General features: G+C 72.0%; 14 protein-coding genes and 3 pseudogenes. 9 read left to right on the top strand and 8 right to left on the bottom strand.

Going from position 1 to position 18,039, the window contains the following annotated elements; all coding sequences use genetic code 11:
* Positions 1-269 precede the first annotated feature (269 nt).
* The gene (locus tag N5875_RS01280; RefSeq protein WP_338491287.1) at positions 270-527 is read left to right on the top strand and encodes a hypothetical protein; all 258 of its coding nucleotides are present in this window, start codon (positions 270-272) and stop codon (positions 525-527) included.
* Positions 528-702: 175 nt separating this feature from the next.
* Here N5875_RS01280 and N5875_RS01275 read toward each other — a convergent pair whose 3' ends face one another.
* Positions 703-2,454 (bottom strand): ABC transporter permease subunit, encoded by a 1,752-nt coding sequence (locus tag N5875_RS01275; protein ID WP_318210345.1) that lies wholly within the window; start codon positions 2,452-2,454, stop codon positions 703-705.
* Positions 2,455-2,572: 118 nt separating this feature from the next.
* Positions 2,573-4,096: an ABC transporter substrate-binding protein gene (locus tag N5875_RS01270; RefSeq protein WP_338491283.1), complete on the bottom strand. Its 1,524-nt coding sequence runs from the start codon at positions 4,094-4,096 to the stop codon at positions 2,573-2,575.
* 171 nt (positions 4,097-4,267) lie between these two features.
* Between N5875_RS01270 and N5875_RS01265 the strand changes: the two genes are divergently transcribed.
* Positions 4,268-5,551 (top strand): MFS transporter, encoded by a 1,284-nt coding sequence (locus N5875_RS01265; protein ID WP_338491281.1) that lies wholly within the window; start codon positions 4,268-4,270, stop codon positions 5,549-5,551.
* A 308-nt stretch (positions 5,552-5,859) separates the two neighbouring features.
* Here the strand turns inward: N5875_RS01265 and N5875_RS01260 are convergent, their stop codons facing one another.
* The 3 genes from N5875_RS01260 to N5875_RS01250 all read right to left on the bottom strand — a co-directional run bounded on the left by N5875_RS01260 (position 5,860) and on the right by N5875_RS01250 (position 9,110).
* Positions 5,860-6,495, bottom strand: coding sequence for a GNAT family N-acetyltransferase (locus tag N5875_RS01260; protein ID WP_318210591.1), 636 nt, complete (start codon positions 6,493-6,495; stop codon positions 5,860-5,862).
* 151 nt (positions 6,496-6,646) lie between these two features.
* Positions 6,647-7,747, bottom strand: coding sequence for a lytic polysaccharide monooxygenase (locus tag N5875_RS01255; RefSeq protein WP_338491273.1), 1,101 nt, complete (start codon positions 7,745-7,747; stop codon positions 6,647-6,649).
* A gap of 235 nt (positions 7,748-7,982) precedes the next feature.
* Positions 7,983-9,110 carry a cellulose binding domain-containing protein gene (locus N5875_RS01250; RefSeq protein ID WP_338491271.1) on the bottom strand — a complete coding sequence of 376 codons (1,128 nt, stop codon included), beginning with the start codon at positions 9,108-9,110 and terminating at the stop codon, positions 7,983-7,985.
* Positions 9,111-9,537: 427 nt separating this feature from the next.
* On the opposite strand from N5875_RS01250, the gene N5875_RS01245 reads away from it, so the two are divergent.
* Together N5875_RS01245 and N5875_RS01240 are read left to right on the top strand one after the other, a co-directional pair.
* Complete coding sequence (locus N5875_RS01245) at positions 9,538-11,778, top strand: glycoside hydrolase family 9 protein (protein ID WP_338491268.1); 2,241 nt, start codon at positions 9,538-9,540, stop codon at positions 11,776-11,778.
* Between the two features lie 105 nt (positions 11,779-11,883).
* A pseudogene (locus N5875_RS01240) lies at positions 11,884-12,352 on the top strand (ornithine decarboxylase); the annotation flags it as partial.
* A gap of 82 nt (positions 12,353-12,434) precedes the next feature.
* Here N5875_RS01240 and N5875_RS01235 read toward each other — a convergent pair.
* Both N5875_RS01235 and N5875_RS01230 read right to left on the bottom strand, forming a co-directional pair.
* Entirely contained in the window at positions 12,435-12,590 is a 156-nt protein-coding gene (locus N5875_RS01235) for a hypothetical protein (protein WP_318210605.1), read from the bottom strand.
* A gap of 72 nt (positions 12,591-12,662) precedes the next feature.
* A complete protein-coding gene (locus tag N5875_RS01230; protein WP_338491265.1) occupies positions 12,663-13,631 on the bottom strand; it encodes a LysR family transcriptional regulator in 969 nt (322 codons plus the stop codon).
* Positions 13,632-13,732: 101 nt separating this feature from the next.
* On the opposite strand from N5875_RS01230, the gene N5875_RS01225 reads away from it, so the two are divergent.
* Positions 13,733-14,035: a hypothetical protein gene (locus N5875_RS01225; protein ID WP_318210337.1), complete on the top strand. Its 303-nt coding sequence runs from the start codon at positions 13,733-13,735 to the stop codon at positions 14,033-14,035.
* 127 nt (positions 14,036-14,162) lie between these two features.
* Complete coding sequence (locus tag N5875_RS01220; RefSeq protein WP_338491262.1) at positions 14,163-14,363, top strand: hypothetical protein; 201 nt, start codon at positions 14,163-14,165, stop codon at positions 14,361-14,363.
* Positions 14,364-14,463: 100 nt separating this feature from the next.
* Here N5875_RS01220 and N5875_RS01215 read toward each other — a convergent pair.
* Positions 14,464-14,659, bottom strand: a pseudogene (locus N5875_RS01215) (hypothetical protein); the annotation flags it as partial.
* Positions 14,660-14,786: 127 nt separating this feature from the next.
* Here N5875_RS01215 and N5875_RS01210 point away from each other — a divergent pair.
* From N5875_RS01210 to N5875_RS01200, 3 genes and pseudogenes are all read left to right on the top strand, one after another.
* Positions 14,787-16,049 (top strand): alpha/beta fold hydrolase, encoded by a 1,263-nt coding sequence (locus tag N5875_RS01210; RefSeq protein WP_338491260.1) that lies wholly within the window; start codon positions 14,787-14,789, stop codon positions 16,047-16,049.
* A 46-nt stretch (positions 16,050-16,095) separates the two neighbouring features.
* Positions 16,096-17,280, top strand: a complete 1,185-nt coding sequence (locus N5875_RS01205) for a M6 family metalloprotease domain-containing protein (RefSeq protein ID WP_318210334.1) — start codon at positions 16,096-16,098, stop codon at positions 17,278-17,280.
* 444 nt (positions 17,281-17,724) lie between these two features.
* Positions 17,725-18,032: pseudogene (locus tag N5875_RS01200) on the top strand (IS630 family transposase); the annotation flags it as partial.
* Positions 18,033-18,039: the final 7 nt, after the last annotated feature.

The raw sequence follows: 18,039 nt of genomic DNA, 5'->3' as shown, positions 1-18,039 counted from the left end.
ACCCGAAGGCCTCGCCCGTACCCCGGGGGCGCGGGCGGGCCGGTCGGCCGGACCCACGACAGACAGGAGGACGTCATGCCGCTGAGCGATGACGAGGTGCGTGACATCGAGGAGAACCGCCGGCGTGCCGAGCGCGAGCACGCGGAGTTCCGGGCCAGGCAGGAGGCCGAGCACCGGGCACGGAGCGGCACATCCTCGCCTTCGACAAGGCGGCGGGTGTGTGGTGGAAGTGCGCCGGGTTCGGACCGCTCCGCAACCACGTTCCCGCCGTGGGCGTGGAGCTCGCGGGCGACATCAACCGAGCGTGCGGCGGTGACGTCTGGTACGCCACGAACACGGCCGCGTACGGCTGGGACGGGGTGGCCCGGCGGGGCAGCTGGGCCGTGTCCGGCAATCACTGGGTCCCCCGCGTCGGGTTCGCCACGAGCAGTGCCCCGGCGGCCCCGAAGATCAGCGCGGCCGAAGCCGTCCGACGTGGCGAGGTCCGCCTGGGCAGCCCCACCGGCCCCAAGGCCGGCGCCCCGTAGCTCCAGGCCGTGCCCCGGGTGGCCGGGTCCGCCCCCGTCTCACCCCTGATTCCCTCGGACAGCGCGTACGGGGCGATGACGATCACCCGGTAGGCGCGCCTGTCGCCTGTCGCCTGTCGCCTGTCGCCGGAGGCCAGCGGTGCCGCTGGTGCCGTCTGCCGTCTGCCGACGGACGTCAGCGGTGCCGTCTGCCCCGAGGGGCCGTGACGGCGAGGACGGAGAGGAGGATCAGGGCGCAGGCCGGGGCGAGGACGGTCCAGGGAGCGAGTTCGGCGTAGGGCTGGTTCTCGGAGAGCAGCCGCCCCCACTCGGGGGTGGGGGGCTGTTCGCCGAGGCCGAGGAAGCCGAGCGAGGCCAGGACGAGGACCGTGGTGGGCAGGCGGAGCAGGGCGTTGCGCAGGAGCGGGGCGCTGAGGGCGGGGAGCAGGTGGCGGCGCAGCAGGTGGCCTCGTCCTGCGCCGAGGGAGCGGGCGGCGGCGACGTGGCCGCCGGCCCGTTCCTGTTCGAGCAGCGCGGCGCTCTGGGCGGCGTACGGACTCCAGCCGACGAGGCACACGGCGAGGGCGGCGCCCCAGAGGGAGGGGCCGACGGCCGCGGTCACGAGCAGGCCGGCGAGGACGGCGGGCATGGTCGCGACGACGTCGGTCAGGCCCGAGCCGATCCGGGGCGCGAGCCCGAGGAGGAGGCCCGTGAGGGCGCAGACCGCGGTGACGGCGAGGGCGACGGCCGCCGTGCGCAGGGCGCCGTGGCCCAGGCGGGCGAGCAGGTCGCGGCCGAGGGAGTCGGTGCCCAGGGGGTGGGCGGTGGAGGGCGGGAGCAGGCGGGCGGCCGTATCCACGTGCAGGGGGTCGCGCAGCAGCCCGGTGAGGACGAGGACGAGCAGGGCGAGGGCGCAGCCGGCGGCGATCAGATGCCGGGCGCGCCCGGTCGGCAGTTCGGGCCGGGGCAGTGCGGGCAGGGCTCCGTCCCGCAGGGCGCGGCCCAGGAGCGCGCGGCGCAGCGCCTGCACGAGGAGACCCGCGACCGTACCGAGCAGCACCAGGGAGAAGGTCGCGGTCTGCAGCGGGGGGAGGTCCTGGGCGATGGCCGCGTCGAGGGCGAGGCGGCCCAGCCCGGGGATGTTGAAGATGCGTTCCACGGCGACGGCGCCGCCGACGAGGGCCACGACGGTGGGCAGGAGCTGGGGCAGGACACCGGGCAGGGCACGGCGCAGCGCGTGCCGGGCGGTGTGCCGGGGAGGGAAGCCGACGGCGCGCCAGGTCTGGGCCCACGGTTCGTGGAACGCGGCGGGCAGTGCCTGGTCGAGCAGGCCGCCGATCATCGCGCCGGAGGGGAGGCCGAGCGCGAGTGCGGGCAGCACCATCGAGGCCGGGCCGTCCCAGCCGCCGGTGGGGAACCAGCCCAGCCATACCCCGCACACCAGGGCGAGCAGGGAGGCGAGGAGGAACTTCGGCAGTGCGGCGAGGACCGCGGCCCCGGTGCCCGTACGCTCCCGCCGCAGCCGTCGGCGGGCCCCGAGGCGGATCGTGCGCGCGCTGACGGCCGCGGCGACGACGACGGTGACGAGGAGAGCGCCCAGCATGAGCGTGACCGACACGCCGAGGGCGGCCGTCACCTGGGGCAGCACGGGCTCTCCGGACACCCATGAGGTGCCCGCGTCGCCGCGCGGCAGTCCGCCGAGCCAGTCGGCGAGGTGGGCGAAGGGGCCGGCGTCGAGGCCGAGTTCCTCACGTACGGCGGCGAGTTCGGCCGGGGTGGGGTCCTGGTCGGCCGAGCGGGCGCGCAGGACGGTCAGGGCGGGATCGGTCCTGGACAGCCAGGGCAGCAGTGCCACGGCGGTCACGAGCGCGGTGCCCGCGCCGACGCGGCCGACGGCCGCCACCCAGTGTGCCGGGCGGGCGGGGGCGGTGCCGTGAGTGCTGCTCATGCCGCGCATGCTGCTCATGCCGCGCACCTGCTCATGCCGCTCATGCGTTGTGTCCGCTCAAGTCGCTCAAGTCGCTCATGTCGCTCAGGCCGCTCATGTGTCGTGTCCGCGTATCCGCTTATCCGCGGTGGGTGTCGAGGGTGATGAGGGCGCGCTCGCGCGGGTCGAGGCTCACGCCCTCGACGCCGGTGGCGATGCCCTGGACGACCTTCTCGTGGACGAGCGGCACGACCGCGTCGGTGCGCAGGATCTCCGCCTCGGCCCGCAGGATCTTCTGCTGTCGCTTCGCGGTGTCGCTCTCCTCGGCGGCGGTCCGGATGGCCCGGTCGACCGAGGGGTTCTCGAGGGCGGCGATGTTGTAGACGCCGGTGCTCGTGAAGTCGCTGGCGAGGTAGGCGACGGCGTCACCGGTGTCGAGGAGGGTGACCCGGGAGAAGACGAGCGCGTCGTACGTCCCCGCGAGGAGGTCGGCCTCCATCTGCGTGTACTCGCGGACGTCCTGCTTCACCGCGAACCCGGCCTTCTCCAGCTGCTGCTGGAGGACGGTCGCCGCCTCGGGCAGTTCGGCGCGGTTGGTGTACGTGGCCAGGCGCAGCGTCCTGCCCGCGGCCTCCGACTTCACCTGGGCGGGGGTCGCGGCCCGGGCGCGGCCGGTCACCGCGGTCCGCTGACCGGCGGCCCACGGCACGGCGGGGCCGAACAGGCCCTGCGCGGGATCGGCGTAGCCGCTGAAGACCGAGTCGACGAGGGCGGAGCCGTCCACGGCCTCGCGGGCGGCGGCGCGCAGGGCGGGGTTGGTGAACAGGCCGCCGCCGGTGTTGAGGATCAGGCTGTCGGTGCGTACGGAGGGCACCTCGTGCCGCGTTCCCTGGACCAGGAGCTTCGCCTGCGCGGTGGGGATCCACTCGGCGATGTCGACGGTGCCGGAGCGCAGTGCGTTGGCGCGGGCGGTTCCGTCGGCGATCCACGTCACGTCGATGCCCGCCGCCTTCGCCTTGCCGCCCCAGTAGCCGTCGTAGCGGTCGAGGGTGGCCTTGGTCTTGCCGGTGAGGCGGGTGATCCGGAACGGGCCGGTGCCGGTGCCGACCGGGCTGACCGTGCCGTCCGCCGCGTACGCCTTGGCGGAGAGCACGGCCAGGGCGGGGCTCGCGAGCCGGAGGGGGAGTACGGGGTCGGCGTTCTTCGTCGTCAGGGTGACGGTGTCGGCGTCCACGGCGCGTGCGGTCAGGTCCACGTCGCTGAGGACGCGCGGCTTGGGGGTGGCCCCGTGCGCGTGCCCGAGGGCGGTGACGACGGCCTGGGCGGTGACGGGGGTGCCGTCCTGGAAGGTGGCCTTGCGCAGTTCGAAGGTCCAGGCGGTGGCGGAGTCCCGCTTCCAGGAGGTGGCGAGCGCGGGGGCGGCCGTGCCCTTGGCGTCCAGGGCGGTGAGGCCCTCGCCGACCGACAGTTTGCTCAGGACGGTGGCGTCGTTGCTGTACGGAGACAGGGCCTTGGCCGGCGGCACGGCGAGGGCCACGCGCAGCCGCCCCTCCCCGCCCGCGGCCCCGGCCCCGGCGGAGCCCCCGTCGCTCGCCGCGAAGCAGCCGGCGAGGAGGGGGGTGAGGGCGAGTGCCGTGAGGAGACGGCGAGAGTTGGTGCGCATGGGGACGTCCTGTCAGGTGGCATGGGGGACCCTGGCGAGGCCGGTCGGCGCCCCCAGGAGGTGCCAGCTTATGAGGGTAGGCTTACCGAACTTCACCCGGGGTGGGTGAATGCTCAACTACTAAATGATCGTGCGGGGCCCCCGCACCACGCACCGTCGAAAGCGCACCGCATGACCCCGCTCGCCCGACTCCTCGTGGCCAGTCAGTTCGCCTTCAACATCGGCTTCTTCGCCGTGCTGCCCTATCTCGCCGATCACCTGGGCGGCGCACTCGGCCTCGGCGGGGCCATGGTCGGCTTCGTGCTCGGTCTGCGCACCTTCAGCCAGCAGGGCCTTTTCGTCGTCGGCGGCGCGCTCACCGACCACTACGGGCCGCGGCCCGTAGCCCTCGTGGGCTGCGCGCTGCGGGTGGCCGGATTCGTCTGGCTCGCGTTCGCCGCGAGTCCGTGGAGCGTGATCGGGGCGGTGGTCACGGTGGGCTTCGCCGCCGCCCTGTTCTCACCCGCCGTCGAGTCCGAGATCGCCCGCGAGGCGCTCCGCGTCGAACGGGCCGGCGGCTACCGCCGCACCCGCACCCTCGCCCGCTTCTCTGCCGGAGGCCAGGCCGGCGCGCTCCTCGGCCCGGTCCTCGGCTCGCTCCTGCTGTACGGGGGCGGAGCGGGCCACTTCCGCACGTCCTGCCTGGCCGGGGCGGGCGTCTTCCTCCTCGTCCTGGCGGCCCACGCCCGGCTCCTGTCGCACACCGCCGAACGAGCGGCGCGTACGGAACAGGGAGACGCGGGTACGGGAGGGGGCCGGGCGGGCGCGGAAGGGCACGTGATGGCGGCCTCGGAACAGGACAGGGCCTGGCGGACCGTCCTCGGCGACCGTCGCTTCCTCCTCCTCGCCCTCGCGTACTCCACCTACCTCCTCGCCTACAACCAGCTCTATCTGGCGCTCCCCGCGGAGCTCGACCGCGCGACCGGCTCCCAGGCGGCGCTGGGCTGGCTCTTCGCCCTGTCGTCCGCCGTGGTGGTCGTCGGCTCGGCGCCCGTGGAACGCCTGGCCGCCGGCCGCCTCGGCCGCCCCGCCATGATCCGCGCCGGACTGCTGCTGATCTCGCTCGCGTTCGCCGCCACAGCCGCACTGCGCGCGCTCGACGGCCCATGGGCAGCCGTCTCCTTTACCCTGCTCCTCACCCTCGGCCAGATGCTGGTGCTGCCCGCCACCCGGGCACTGTTGCCCGACCTCGCGGGCGAGCGGCGCCTCGGCCTGGCCACCGGGGCGCTGTCCTCCCTCTCCGGCGTCGTCGTCCTCGCCGCCGGCGCCCCCGTCGGAGCCCTCCTCGAACACGACGGTCCCGCGCCCTGGCTCCTGCTCGCCGTGGTCCCGCTGCTCGGCCTCGTCCTCGTACCGGCGCAGCGGCCGGCGACGGCAACCGCCGAAACGCGACCAGCGTCTCTTCCTTCGATGTAACGCCTGCTCATTCACAGCCGTGACCGATGCTGAGCAGGTGGCGCGGTGGCTGATCCTGGTGATCGGACTGCCCGCGGACCCGTCCCGCCACCACGTGGCCGTATGGCGGGAGTTGCGCAGGGTCGGAGCCCTCTCGCTGGGGCAGGGATTCCGGGAGATGTTCACCGCCGCCCTCTCGGACTCGGCCACGGCGCGAAAATGGAGGTAGATGCTCACTGCGACGTGTCCCTCGACTCGGCGGCCCACCCGTCGGGCCGAACGGACGGAACCTGTCCGAGGGCACCGACAGCCCCGTGTCGTCGATTCGGTCAGGCGTCGAGCAGCGGATCGGCCGCCGTCGGCCGGCCCAGGTACCAGACGGGGCCGGGGTCGGGCACCGCGAGGGGTGCGAATCCCAGCCGGTCGTAGAACGCGCGGGCCTTCGTGTTCGCCTGCGCCATGCACAAGTGGACGGCGGGCACGCCGGCGTCCCGCAGCTCCGCGAGCAGCGTGCGGATCAGGGCGCGCCCGTACCCGCGCCCCTGCCACGGCGGCAGCAGGTCGATGTGCAAATGTGCGGGGTACGCGGCGAGTTCGTCGCGGACCATGCGTTCCGGCGTGTGCAGCAGCCTGGCCATCTCCTCGGTCGGAGTGGCGGGTTCACGGGCGGGCTCCGGATGGCGCGCCGCGACCTTGGGGAGCCATTCGGTACGGAACCGCAGGGCGAACCTGTCGGTGTCGGCGGCGCCCAGGACGTATCCGACCGCCCGGCCCGCGCCGTCGTCCAGGACGAAGGCGAACTCCGGCTCCAGCTCCACGTAGGGGTACGCGAAGATCGAGGGCATCAGTTCGGAATCGGCGTACAGCCCGGAGGAGTCGCCGCCCTTGTGGGCTGTCCTGACGCAGATGTCGGCGAGTGCGGTCCGGTCCGACGGCCGGTAGCGGCGGACGAACGATTCGGTCATCGTCTCAGTCTTCATCCGTGTCACGATCCCAGAATGGGAGCGCTCCCGCATGGAGTTTCCGCGGGCCGTCCGGACGCAACGGCCGTGGCCGCGAGGCGGGCAGCGCCGGTTCCCTGCGAGCGGGAACCGGCGCCTCGCTCCGGTGGCGGTGCTACGGGTTGACGCAGACGACGGAGCCGACCGGATGGTTGTTGCCGGTCGAAGTCGCGGTGAACCCGAAGGTGACGCTGCCGTCCGGCGGGATGGTCCGGTTGTAGTCGACGTTCCTGACCGTGACCGTGCCGTCGGAACCGGTTGTCAGCCCGCCGTTCCAGAGGCTGCTGATCCGAGTGGCCGCGCCGGGCGTCCACTTCACCGCCCAGCCGTCACGCGCTGTCGTGCCGTGGTTCATGACCTCTACGGAACCCTGGAAGCCGCCGCTCCAGGAGTTGGTCACGCTGTAGACGGCCATGCACCCGGTGTGCGGGTCGGTCGGAGTCGGAGTCGGGGTCGGGGTCGGGGTGGGGGTCGGAGTCGGGGTGGGGGTGCCGACCGAGCCGCGGATGCCGGTCACTTCGCCGTTGCCGCCGTCGAAGACGATGTCGGAGCAGGAGAAGAAGTTCTCCTGGCTGTCCGAGCGCACCCACTGGATGAACATCACCGCGTCACCCGAACGGCCCGCGGGCAGGTTCAGATCCCAGTGGTAGTGGCCGCCGTCCGTGCCCGGCGAACCCGACTGCGGCGGGTCGGTGACGGTCTGGATGAGTTCCAGGTCGTCCCAGCCCAGTTCGGAGCTGGGCAGGTAGCCGGGCTTGGAGAGGTACACCCTGAAGGAGCCGGGGTGCGCGGCCCAGTTGCTGTGCTTGACCTGGATCGTGTTCCCGGATGTCAGGTGCGTGCGGGGCCAGTCGGAGCGGGCGGCGTTGTATCCGGTGAAGTTGTACGGCGACCGGTCACCGGCGCTGCACAGCTTTCCGTCCGGGACGTAACCGGGGCCGCGCCCGCCCGCGTTGGAGTCGAGTACGGCGAACCAGTTGTACAGCGAGTTCGGGCCGCTCTCGCTGAGCGCCGCCTTGCACGCCGGGTTCGTCGGGTCCAGAGAGCCGGTGCTGGTCTTGGCATCCAGCCAGCAGAGGTACGTGCGCGAGCCGGGCGTCATCGTGACACCGTGCGCCTGCGCGTTGCCCTGGCCGAGTAATGTCAGGCCGATTCCACCGAGCAGGGTCGCGAGTACGGCAGCCAGGGAGGCAAGTCGTCTCTTGCGTCCAGCCATTGTTTCTCCTGTGAGTGTGGGTGGGGAGCGTTCCGAGGTAGGTGTTCTCCTCTTGCGGTGCGGTGCGGTGCGGTGCGGTGCGGTGCGGTGCGGTGTCGTGCGGTGGTGCGCCTCGCCCTTCCGGGGCGGGACTCCGCCGGAGGGGCGAGGCGATCTGGGGAGGCGCCGCGCCGGTCGGGCGCGCGGGCGGCCGGGCGGGTCCGGCGGATCAGGGCCGGACCGGCCGCGGATCAGGTCATACGCAGGCGGTGCCGTTGAGGCTGAACCCGGACGGCGCGGCGAACCCGCCGCTGTACGTGCCCTGGAAGCCGAACGTCTGACTGGCTCCGGCCGCGATCCGCGCGTTGTGCGCGAGCCCGGTCGCCGTCACGGTCCCGGAGGCCGTGGGGACGGTGGCGTTCCACGCCTGGGTGATGCGCTGCCCGGAGGGCAGGGCGAAGGACAGCGTCCAGTTGTCGACCGGGGTCGAACCGGTGTTGGCGACCGTGACTTCGGCCGTGAAGCCGCCGGTCCAGACGTTCGGCGCGTACGTCACCTTGCAGGCCGTCGCAGGGCCGGGACCCGGCTCGCCGGTGCCCGGTGCGCCGAGGTTCACCGCGGAGGAGAAGGAGTTCACGGTGAGCCCGGCGCCGTTCTGCCACGGCTCGAAGCCGGCCTGGACGCTCGTCAGGTACCAGTTGTTCTGGGCCATGCCGCGCGAGACGGTCTCCCGGACGAAGTCCATGACGTCGAAGTCCCAGCCGGCGATGGCCGACGGGGCGACGAAGGAGATGACGTCGTTGGCGCCGTTGCTGCCCGTCCACACCTGCCAGCCGCGCCCGCCGACCGTGGCGGTGCCGACCTGTGAGCCGATCGGCTGGATGGGGCCGACCTTGTTGAACCAGATCATGATCTCGGTCCGGTTCACCCCGTCGGTCCTGGGTGTGGGGTCCAGCCAGATGTCGTACGAGGCGTTGTACGTCGCGTCGCCGACGTAGCCGTACGAGATGCTGCTCGGTGCCGTGGCGATGCCGCTGACCTGCGCGGGGAGCTTGGTCCCCGGCGAACAGTTCGTGTAGTGACAGCCGTTGAAGACCGAGGGGTACGACTTCGGGGCGCCGTTGGTGGGCACGCCCCCGTCGGCCCGGGTCACCCGGAAGCCGGTGTCGGTGGCGGTGACGCACTGGGCGGCGCCGGTGCCCCAGCGGTTGTTCTGGACCACGTAACGGCCCTGGATCGTGGTCGAGCCGTACTGCTCGCAGATCAGCGTGTCGGCCCGGGCCACCGGCGCGGCGGTCATGAGTGCCGCGACGGTGGCCAGGGCGATGAGCAACGTGGCGAGCATGCCACGAGGGGTGCTGAGGCGGTGCGGTGACGCCGGCATGCGGGAGGCCTCTCTCAAGCAGTGATCGAAGTAGTGATCGAAGTAGTGGGTGAAGGGGTGGGTGAAGGAGTGGGTGAAGGAGTGGGTGAAGTGATGATTGAAGAGGTGAGGTAACGGGTGCTGGGCGGGCGCTGGACGGGGTGACCGAAAGGGCGCGCGGTGAGTGGTGCCGTGGGCAGGGAACGTCACGGACCTTTTGGGAGCGCTCCCACCCCTGGCTCGGTGCACTGTAGGAGCTGAGGGTGTACCTGACAACCCGTCGCGGCGGGGTCCGTTCCGGACGTGTTCCGCGGCAAGGTGACGCCTCGGGCATCCCATTCCGTCCGGGCCGTTGACGGCGCCGCACCGGTGCCGCGAATATGGCCATCGCCGATATGGGAGCGCTCCCATATCGGCGAGCCGCTCGCCCCCATCGAGGAGCCCAGACGTGAACAGACGTAGAACGGCCCTGCTCTCCCTGACCGCCCTGATGGCGGCGGGCCTCACCGCGGTGCCCGCCGGCCCTGCCGGGGCGGACGAGGTCGAGCAGATCAGGAACGGCACCTTCGACACGACCACCGACGGGTGGTGGTCGGACAACGTCACCCTGGGGCTGTCCGACGGCAGGGTCTGCGCCGACGTGCCGGGCGGCACGGTGAACCGCTGGGACGCCGGCGTCGGCCAGAACGACCTCACGCTCGTGAAGGGGGAGTCCTACCGGTTCAGCTTCAGCGCGACGGGCACCCCCGAGGGCAACTCCGTCCGTGCCGTCGTGGGCCTGCAGGTCTCGCCGTACGACGCGTACCACGAGGTCACACCGCAGCTGAGCGTCTCCGGGAACACGTACACCTACACCTTCGCCTCCCCCGTCGACACCACCCAGGGGCAGGTCGCCTTCCAGCTCGGCGGCGCCGCGGACCCCTGGCGCTTCTGTCTGGACGACGTGTCACTCCTGGGCGGGGTGCCGCCGGAGCGGTACGAGCCCGACACCGGCCCCCGGGTCCGGGTCAACCAAGTCGGCTACCTGCCCGGCGGGCCCAAGAACGCCACTCTCGTCACCGACGCGACCGTGCGGCAGCCGTGGCAGCTGAAGAACGCCTCCGGCGCCGTCATCGCCCGCGGCTGGAGCGTCCCGCGCGGCGTGGACCCCTCCTCCGGACAGAACGTCCACTCGATCCACTTCAGCGACCACCGCACCGCGGGGACGGGCCTCACCCTGGTCGCCGACGGCGAGACCAGCCGGCCCTTCGACATCGGCACCGCCGCCTACGAGAAACTCCGCCTGGACGCCGCGAAGTTCTACTACACCCAGCGCAGCGGGACCGCGATCCGCGACGACCTGCGGCCCGGGTACGGCCGCGAGGCCGGTCACGTCGACATCGCCCCCAACCAGGGCGACGGGAACGTGCCCTGCCAGCCCGGCGTCTGCGACTACACGCTCGACGTCACAGGCGGCTGGTACGACGCCGGCGACCACGGCAAGTACGTCGTCAACGGCGGCATCTCCGTCTGGCAGCTCCTCAGCACCTACGAGCGCGCCAAGTTCGCCCGCACCGGGCAGGCCGAGAAACTGGGCGACGGCTCGCTGAACATCCCCGAGAGCGGCAACAAGGTCCCCGACATCCTCGACGAGGCCCGCTGGGAGCTGGAGTTCCTGCTCAAGATGCAGGTGCCGGACGGCAAGCCGCTCGCCGGCATGGCCCACCACAAGATCCACGACGAGCAGTGGACCGGCCTGCCGCTGATGCCCTCCGCCGACCCGCAGAAGCGCGAACTGCACCCGCCGACCACCGCGGCCACCCTGAACCTCGCCGCGACCGCCGCCCAGGCGGCCCGCCTGTACAAGCCGTACGACTCCCGGTTCGCGGCCACCGCGCTCGCCGCGGCCCGCAAGGCCTGGGCCGCGGCCCTCGCCCACCCCGACGTCCTCGCCTCCGAGAGCGACGGCATCGGCGGCGGCACTTACGCCGATCGTGACGTCACCGACGAGTTCTACTGGGCGGCGACCGAGCTGTACCTGACCACGGGTGCCAAGGAGTTCGAGGACCACATCCTGAAGTCCCCGGTCCACAGCGCCGACATCTTCAAGCCGATCAGCTTCGACTGGGCGGGCACGGCCGTCCCCGCCCGGCTCGACCTCGCCACCGTCCCGAACCGGCTGCCCGGTCGCGACAAGGTCCGCCAGTCCGTACGCGAGGGAGCCGACCGCTACCTGGCCACGCTGAAGGCCCACCCGTACGGCATGCCGTACGCCCCCGCGAGCCACACGTACGACTGGGGCTCCACCCACCAGATGCTCAACAATGCCGTCGTCCTGGCCACCGCCTACGACATCACCGGCAGCGCGAAGTACCGCGACGGGGCCGTCCAGAGCATGGACTACATCTTTGGCCGCAACGCCCTGAACATCTCGTACGTCACCGGCTACGGCGAGGTCAGCGCGGAGAACCAGCACAGCCGCTGGTACGCCCGCCAGCTCGACCCGAAGCTGCCCCGTCCGCCCGTCGGCTCGCTGTCCGGCGGTCCGAACTCGAGCATCCAGGACCCGCTCGCTCAGAGCAAACTCCAGGGCTGCATCGGACAGTTCTGCTTCATCGACGACATCCAGTCCTGGTCGACCAACGAACTCACCATCAACTGGAACTCCGCCCTCACCTGGATGGCCTCCTTCGTGGCCGACCAGCGCTGACGGCGCTCGACAGCAGGGCGAGCCCGCGTGGCGCCACCGGCGCCGCGCGGGCGCCCTCGTCGGCCCCTGGGGTTTTTGCCCCGTTCTGACGGGTACGCGCAGGTCATGGATCGCTCACAGGCACCCGTACTCGACGCGCTGGCCGCCTACCACGCGAAGCGCCGCACCCCGTTCACGCCGCCCGGCCACAAACAGGGACGAGGCGCGGACCCCCACGTGCGGGCCATCCTCGGTGACGACGTGTTCCGGTCCGACGTCCTCGCCACCGGCGGCCTCGACGACCGGACCTCGTCCCAAGGTGTCGTCGCCGAGGCCCAGGAGATCATGGCGGACGCCGTCGGCGCGGAGCACACCTTCTTCTCGACCTGCGGCAGCTCGCTCTCGGTCAAAGCCGTCATGCTGTCCGTGGCCGGACCCCACGAGAAGCCCCTCGTGGGACGCGACGCGCACAAGTCGGTGGTGTCGGGCCTCGTCCTCGCCGTACGGCACCTGCGCCGAGCTGTCCGCCATCGCCGAGGCTTGCCACGAGCAGGGTGTGCCCCTCATCGTCGACGAGGCGTGGGGAGCGCACCTCCAAGCACACCAACACCTACGGTTGACGACTTTCACAAACCCCGGCCAGGGTCCCGACCGGTCGCGATCGCGGGCGGGGCAGGCTAGGCGAACGCGAAGACGCAGAGGAGGAGCACTGCGAGAATGGCGAGCGTCTCCCACCGGATCGCCTGCCTGAGCGGGCTCAGCGACAGGGGCTTCCCGGACCGCGAGGCACCTGACCGGTTCGGGGCGGAGTCGTCGTACGTGTCGTCGCTCATCCCGTCATGTTAGCCATGTCGTATCCGGCGGCCGTGTCCTCTCGTCGGTCCTTGTCGCGGCCGACAGTGAACTCAGGTAGCCGCAGGGCCAGTCGCTTGCGGATGTCGAGCGCGCCAGCGCGCGTAAGCGGGGGCGGCGGCGCACGTGCCCCGGTGGCCGGCGGCGACTCGGTGGAGGATGTCGTCGCCGTGGGGAGCGAGCGGGCCGTCCGTGTGCCAGGCCAGGACGTGCCGGTACCACAGGGGGTTTCCGGTCAGGGGGCGTACGGCGGTGCCTGGGACCTCGATGAAGGTGGCCTGGCAGAGGCTGACCGCCAGGCCCGCGCGGACCAGCTCGATGAGCGGGCGGCCCTCGGCCTCGTACGGGGCGAACGGGTGCCGCCCGGCCGCCGCGCAGATCGACGACCAGTACTCCCGGGTCAGGTCGCCGTCGGGACGGGGCACGGCCCAGTCCTCGTCCAGGAGGGCGGTGAGCGGGACCTCTTCCAGCCCTGCCAGCGGGTGAGCGGCGGGCAGCAGGGCGAAGACCGGTTCGGTGGCGAGGGGATGGAGCGTCACGCCGTCGCGCTGCGGCAGCCGCTGGTCGGGGTGGTCGCCGAGTACGGCCGCCTCCAGCCGGTCCGCCGCCAGTTCGTCGAGGAGTGTGACGGGGGAGTGCTGGCAGCGCGCTGTCACCTGGGCGTCCGGTAGTACGGCCTTGACGGCCAGGACGAGTTGACCGAGAAGTGGCGCACCGACCGAGCCGATGCGGACACGGTCGCAGGCCGACATCCGGCGGGCCGCGCGGGCGGTGTCGGCGATCAGGCCGTCCATACCGGGGAGGACGGAGCGGGCCCGGTCGAGCACCAGCTCTCCGAAGGGCGTGGCGACGGCCCCCTCCTGTCCTCGGTGGAACAGGACTCCGCCCAGCATGGCCTCGATACGGCGCAGTTGGGCGCTGAGTCCGGGCTGGGTCATGCCGAGCGAGGCGGCTGCGCGCGTGAGGCTGCCGGCCTCGGCGATCGCGCACACCACTCGGAGATGGCGTACCTCCAGATCCATGGCGCGGATGTTATGGACCGACGACGGCTTCAGGAAACCCTTGCGACAACCGCAAGCTATGTGAAATGTCACACGCTATCTACCTGGAAGGTCGTGATCACGTGAGAGTGCGCCCCGCCTTCCTGCCCGTTCGCGCCCTGTTCGCGGCGCCCCTGCTCGCGGTACTGCCGCTGCTCCTGCCCGGTACCGCTCCGGTGGCGCGTGGGGCCACGGATCCCGTCTCCGCCTGTGCCCTGGACGGCGCCACCGGCTGGACGGACGAGGGACACGACACGGACTGGTCCGTCTTCGAGCGCCCCTCCGGCACCGTTCGCGTCGGCATGATCTTCGTCGACTTCCCCGATGCCCCCGCGACCGAGGCCCCGGCAGATGTCGCCGCCCAGCTCACGCCGGGGGCCGACTGACTGTGGAACGCCTCGTACGGCCGGGCGCCGACGCCCATCGCTTCGTCGCGGGCTGGGACGTCATGGGCTCATCGGCGGACGAGGCTCGCAGTTCTTCGCCCGGCACTCCTGGAAGTTCGGCTGGACCATGGACAGCCAGGTCGTGTGCCGGGCTTCGGCCGGCAGCGACACCGTGTACCTCACCGCGGTCGAGTACGGCAGCGGAACGAAGATGGCGGTGATCCGCACCGGCCCCGGTACCGCGTGCGTCGTGGAGTCGAGAGGGGCGGTCCAGGCGGACGGCGGCGCCTGCTCGACGGGCGCGCTGGTCTACAAGGTGGACGCCTGACGGGTACGGGGAGACCGTCCGCGTCACCAAGTGGTAGCCCCATGAGTGACGGGTGCGACCCGGGACGATCCGTCCCGGGTCGCACCCGCGTGCCCGGCGTTCAGGGGCTCTCGGGGAAGTGGCAGGCGACCTGGCGGGGCCTGCCCCGGGGCGGCGATCCGCAGCGGGCGGGGCCCGCCCGGGGCGGCGATCCGCAGCAAGGGGGCTTCAGCGCGGCAGATCGCCTGCGCCTTCGGGCAGCGCGGGTGGAAGGAGCAGCCGGGCGGGGGAGCGGCCGGGCTCGGGGCGCCGAGCAGGGCGGCCGAGGCATAACACGGGGTTATGGGCGACTGAGGGCTCCTCCTGCCGTGCGGCGTGGCGTCACACTCCAATGCAATGTCACATCCCACGGGCTCGGCCTCCTCCCGGCCGTGAAAGGGATCCATGAACCCCGCATACGCCACCGTCGACCACACGTTCACCGTCCCCCTGGACCACAGGACTCCCGGCGGACCCACGATCGAGGTCTTCGCCCGCGAAGTCGTCGACCCCGCCCGTGCGAAGGAGGAACTGCCCTGGCTGCTGTATCTCCAGGGCGGCCCGGGCGGCAAGTCGCCGCGTCCGTCCACCGGTTCGCCCGGCTGGCTGGACCAGGCGCTCACGACCCATCGGGTCCTGCTGCTCGACCAGCGTGGCACCGGCCGCTCCACCCCCGTCACCGCCCGCTTCGCCGCCCGGCACTCCCCGGACCGGCTCGCCGCCCATCTGTCCTGTTTCCGCGCCGACGCGATCGTCGCCGACGCGGAACTGATCCGCCGGCACCTGTGCGGAGACGCCCCATGGGAGACCCTCGGCCAGAGTTACGGCGGCTTCATCACCCTCACCTACCTCTCCCAGGCCCCCGAGGGCCTGCGGGCCTGCTACGTCACCGGCGGCCTGCCCGGCCTCACCACCACCGCCGACGACGTCTACGCCCGTACCTACCCCCGCGTCCGCGACCGGGTCCTCGACTTCTACGCCCGCTACCCCGAGGACGCCCCCCGCCTGCGGAAGATCGCAGACCTCCTCACGGCCGGCGACGTCCACCTGCCGAACGGGGACCGGCTCACCTCGCACCGCCTCCGTACGCTCGGCCTCCTGCTCGGCATGGGGGACGGATTCGAGCGCCTGCACTGGCTGCTCGACGAAGCCCTCGACCCGGACGGCGCACCGACCGACACCTTCCTCCACCAGGTCATGACGCTGACGGGCTTCACCGACAACCCGCTCTTCGCCGTCATGCAGGAGACCCTGTACGGGCAGGGCGCCGGCCCCACCGGCTGGTCGGCCTCCCGAGCCCTCACCACATGCGGCGAGTTCGCCGCAGACGCCGATCCCCTGCTGCTCACCGGCGAGATGATCTACCCCTGGATGTTCAGCGAGATCACGGGCCTTCGCCCCTTCGCCGACGCCGCCGACCTACTGGCCGCCCGGACCGACTGGCCCCCCCTCTACGACCCGCACCGCCTCGCCGCCAACGAGATCCCGCTCGCCGCGATCGTCTACCACGACGACATGTACGTCGACGCCGGCCTCTCGCTGCACACGGCACGCGAGGTCGGATCCACCCGCGTCTGGGTCACCAACGAGTGGGAGCACGACGGCGTCTCCAGCTCCGGCGGACGCGTCCTCGCCCGTCTGATGGACCTGGCCGCAGGCCGCGCGTAACCCCTCGCCGTGTTCTGCCCCTCCCTCCGCCCGCGACAGGAGAGCCATGTCCGCCCTGCCCCGCCTGCGTTCCCTCGCCGCCGCCGTCGCCCTCACCCCGTGCCTGATCACCGTGCCAGCGGCGCACGCGACCGCGTCGTCCGTCGTGCCACTCCGTTCCGCCGACTGCGCGCTGCCCGGCCGGACCGGCTGGACGGACGAAGGCCACGACACCGACCGCGTCCAGTTCCAGCCGGCCACCGGAACCCGCCGTGTCCTCACCGTGTACGTCGACTTCCCCGACGCACCGGCCACCGACACCACCGAGCCGTACGCCGCCCATCTCGCCCCCGCCGCCGACTGGATGCGCACGGCCAGCTACGGCCGCCTCCGCCTCTCCGTCACCCCCTTGCACCGGTGGGTCCGCATGCCGGCGGACTCGACCTCGTACGGTTTCGCGCGCGGCCTCACCTTCGAGGCCCACGAGAAGTACGTGCGCGACGCGATCGCCGCCGCCGACCCGTACGCGGACTTCTCCCGCTACGACATGGTCTACATCGTTCCCACCCGGACGGCGGCCGCGATCCCGTTCTCCCCGACCTACCTCTACGACCCCGCCACCGCCGGCGTGGCCGCCGACGGCACCCGCCTCAAGTGGGCCGTGACCTTCGGCCAGGACATGTGGCGCTGGGGTCACAAGGTCGTCGCTCACGAGACCGGTCACACCTTCGGGCTGCCCGACCTCTACTCCTTCACCGGCCCCACCCACCAGCACGCGGGCGGCTGGGACGTCATGGGGGACATCGCGGGGGCCGCCCCGCAGTTCCTGGGCTGGCACTCGTGGAAGCTGGGCTGGACTCGTGACCGACAGGTCGCCTGCCTCGCGGGCCGCGGACACCGCACTGTACGCCTGGCTCCCGTGGAGCGTCCCGGCGGCACCAAGATCGCCGTACTGCGCACTGGTGAGACCACGGCGTACGTCGCCGAGTCCCGCCGCCCTGTACGCAACGACCGCTCCGCCTGTTCCAGCGGTGTCCTCATCTACCGGATCGACTCCGCGACCCCGACCGGCGAGGGCCCGGTGCGCGTCATGAGCGCCAACCCGTCCACGACGCCGCCCGCCGGCTGCACGCAGCTCGACCTCGCGGCGTTCCAGCCGGGCCAGACCTTCACCGACCCGGACACCGGCGTCCGGATCGCGGTCCGCGCAGGCGGACCGGCGGGGGATGTGGTCAGGCTCAGCAGCACCTGAGGAGGATCCTGACCTGTGGGCTCCCCTGGCCGGCCACGGGCGGCGAGACTTCGAAGGTCCGCCCGGCCGGGCGGCCGCCCAGAGCGGGCGGTCGGTGTCATCTGTGGGCCTGACAGCTTCTGGGAACACCTACCCTCGCCACGAGAGAGAAAGCCGCCAGGGCTTGGACCGCGGAGCGGGCGACCAACCGGCTGAAGGACTTCGACGCCGTTACGACCGGGTTCGAGAAGCGGGGCTGAGTCTGTGCGGCGGCGTTTCGGGTCTGGATGTGGTGCCGGACTCGATCTGGCAGTGCGTGCAGAGTCTGGAGTCGTTTGGCAGGGAGATAGGTGCGGACCGGCACCGGCTAGGTGTGACCGCATCCGGCCCCTCGCGTGGTTGGGAAGTGCTGCGGAGCTTGGCTGCATACGCTGCTGCGCAGAAAGGCGTGGACGACCTTCTGACAAGGTCCGCGACGTCGTCGGCCACTACCTCGACCCACCGGAGAAGGCCCTGGTCCTCTGCGTGGATGAGATCCAGGCACGGGACCGGTCTCAGCCGGTCCTGCCGATGGTGCCGGTGTCCCCGAACGCCGCAGCCACGACTACGTCCGCGCCGGCACGACCACTCTGCTCGCCGCTCTCGAGATCGCCACCGGCAAGGTCATCGGCTCCCTCCACCGCCGCCACCGGGCAGTGGAGTTCAAGAAGTTCCTGACCGGACTCGACAAGGAAGTCCCCGACGACCTCGACGTCCACCTCATCCTGAACAACGATCCCG

The organism is Streptomyces sp. SJL17-4 (genome assembly GCF_036826855.1).
Classification (GTDB): Bacteria; Actinomycetota; Actinomycetes; order Streptomycetales; family Streptomycetaceae; genus Streptomyces.
Note: the sequence above shows the minus strand (reverse complement) of the source record. Positions and strands in the feature narration are given on the sequence as shown.

Coding starts and splice junctions, on each gene's coding strand:
- N5875_RS01235 (WP_318210605.1), bottom strand. CDS start 12,590: ATGAGCGACGACACGTACGACGACTCCGCCCCGAACCGGTCAGGTGCC.
- N5875_RS01250 (WP_338491271.1), bottom strand. CDS start 9,110: ATGCCGGCGTCACCGCACCGCCTCAGCACCCCTCGTGGCATGCTCGCC.
- N5875_RS01210 (WP_338491260.1), top strand. CDS start 14,787: ATGAACCCCGCATACGCCACCGTCGACCACACGTTCACCGTCCCCCTG.
- N5875_RS01205 (WP_318210334.1), top strand. CDS start 16,096: ATGTCCGCCCTGCCCCGCCTGCGTTCCCTCGCCGCCGCCGTCGCCCTC.
- N5875_RS01260 (WP_318210591.1), bottom strand. CDS start 6,495: ATGACCGAATCGTTCGTCCGCCGCTACCGGCCGTCGGACCGGACCGCA.
- N5875_RS01255 (WP_338491273.1), bottom strand. CDS start 7,747: ATGGCTGGACGCAAGAGACGACTTGCCTCCCTGGCTGCCGTACTCGCG.
- N5875_RS01275 (WP_318210345.1), bottom strand. CDS start 2,454: ATGAGCAGCACTCACGGCACCGCCCCCGCCCGCCCGGCACACTGGGTG.
- N5875_RS01265 (WP_338491281.1), top strand. CDS start 4,268: ATGACCCCGCTCGCCCGACTCCTCGTGGCCAGTCAGTTCGCCTTCAAC.
- N5875_RS01230 (WP_338491265.1), bottom strand. CDS start 13,631: ATGGATCTGGAGGTACGCCATCTCCGAGTGGTGTGCGCGATCGCCGAG.
- N5875_RS01220 (WP_338491262.1), top strand. CDS start 14,163: ATGGACAGCCAGGTCGTGTGCCGGGCTTCGGCCGGCAGCGACACCGTG.
- N5875_RS01270 (WP_338491283.1), bottom strand. CDS start 4,096: ATGCGCACCAACTCTCGCCGTCTCCTCACGGCACTCGCCCTCACCCCC.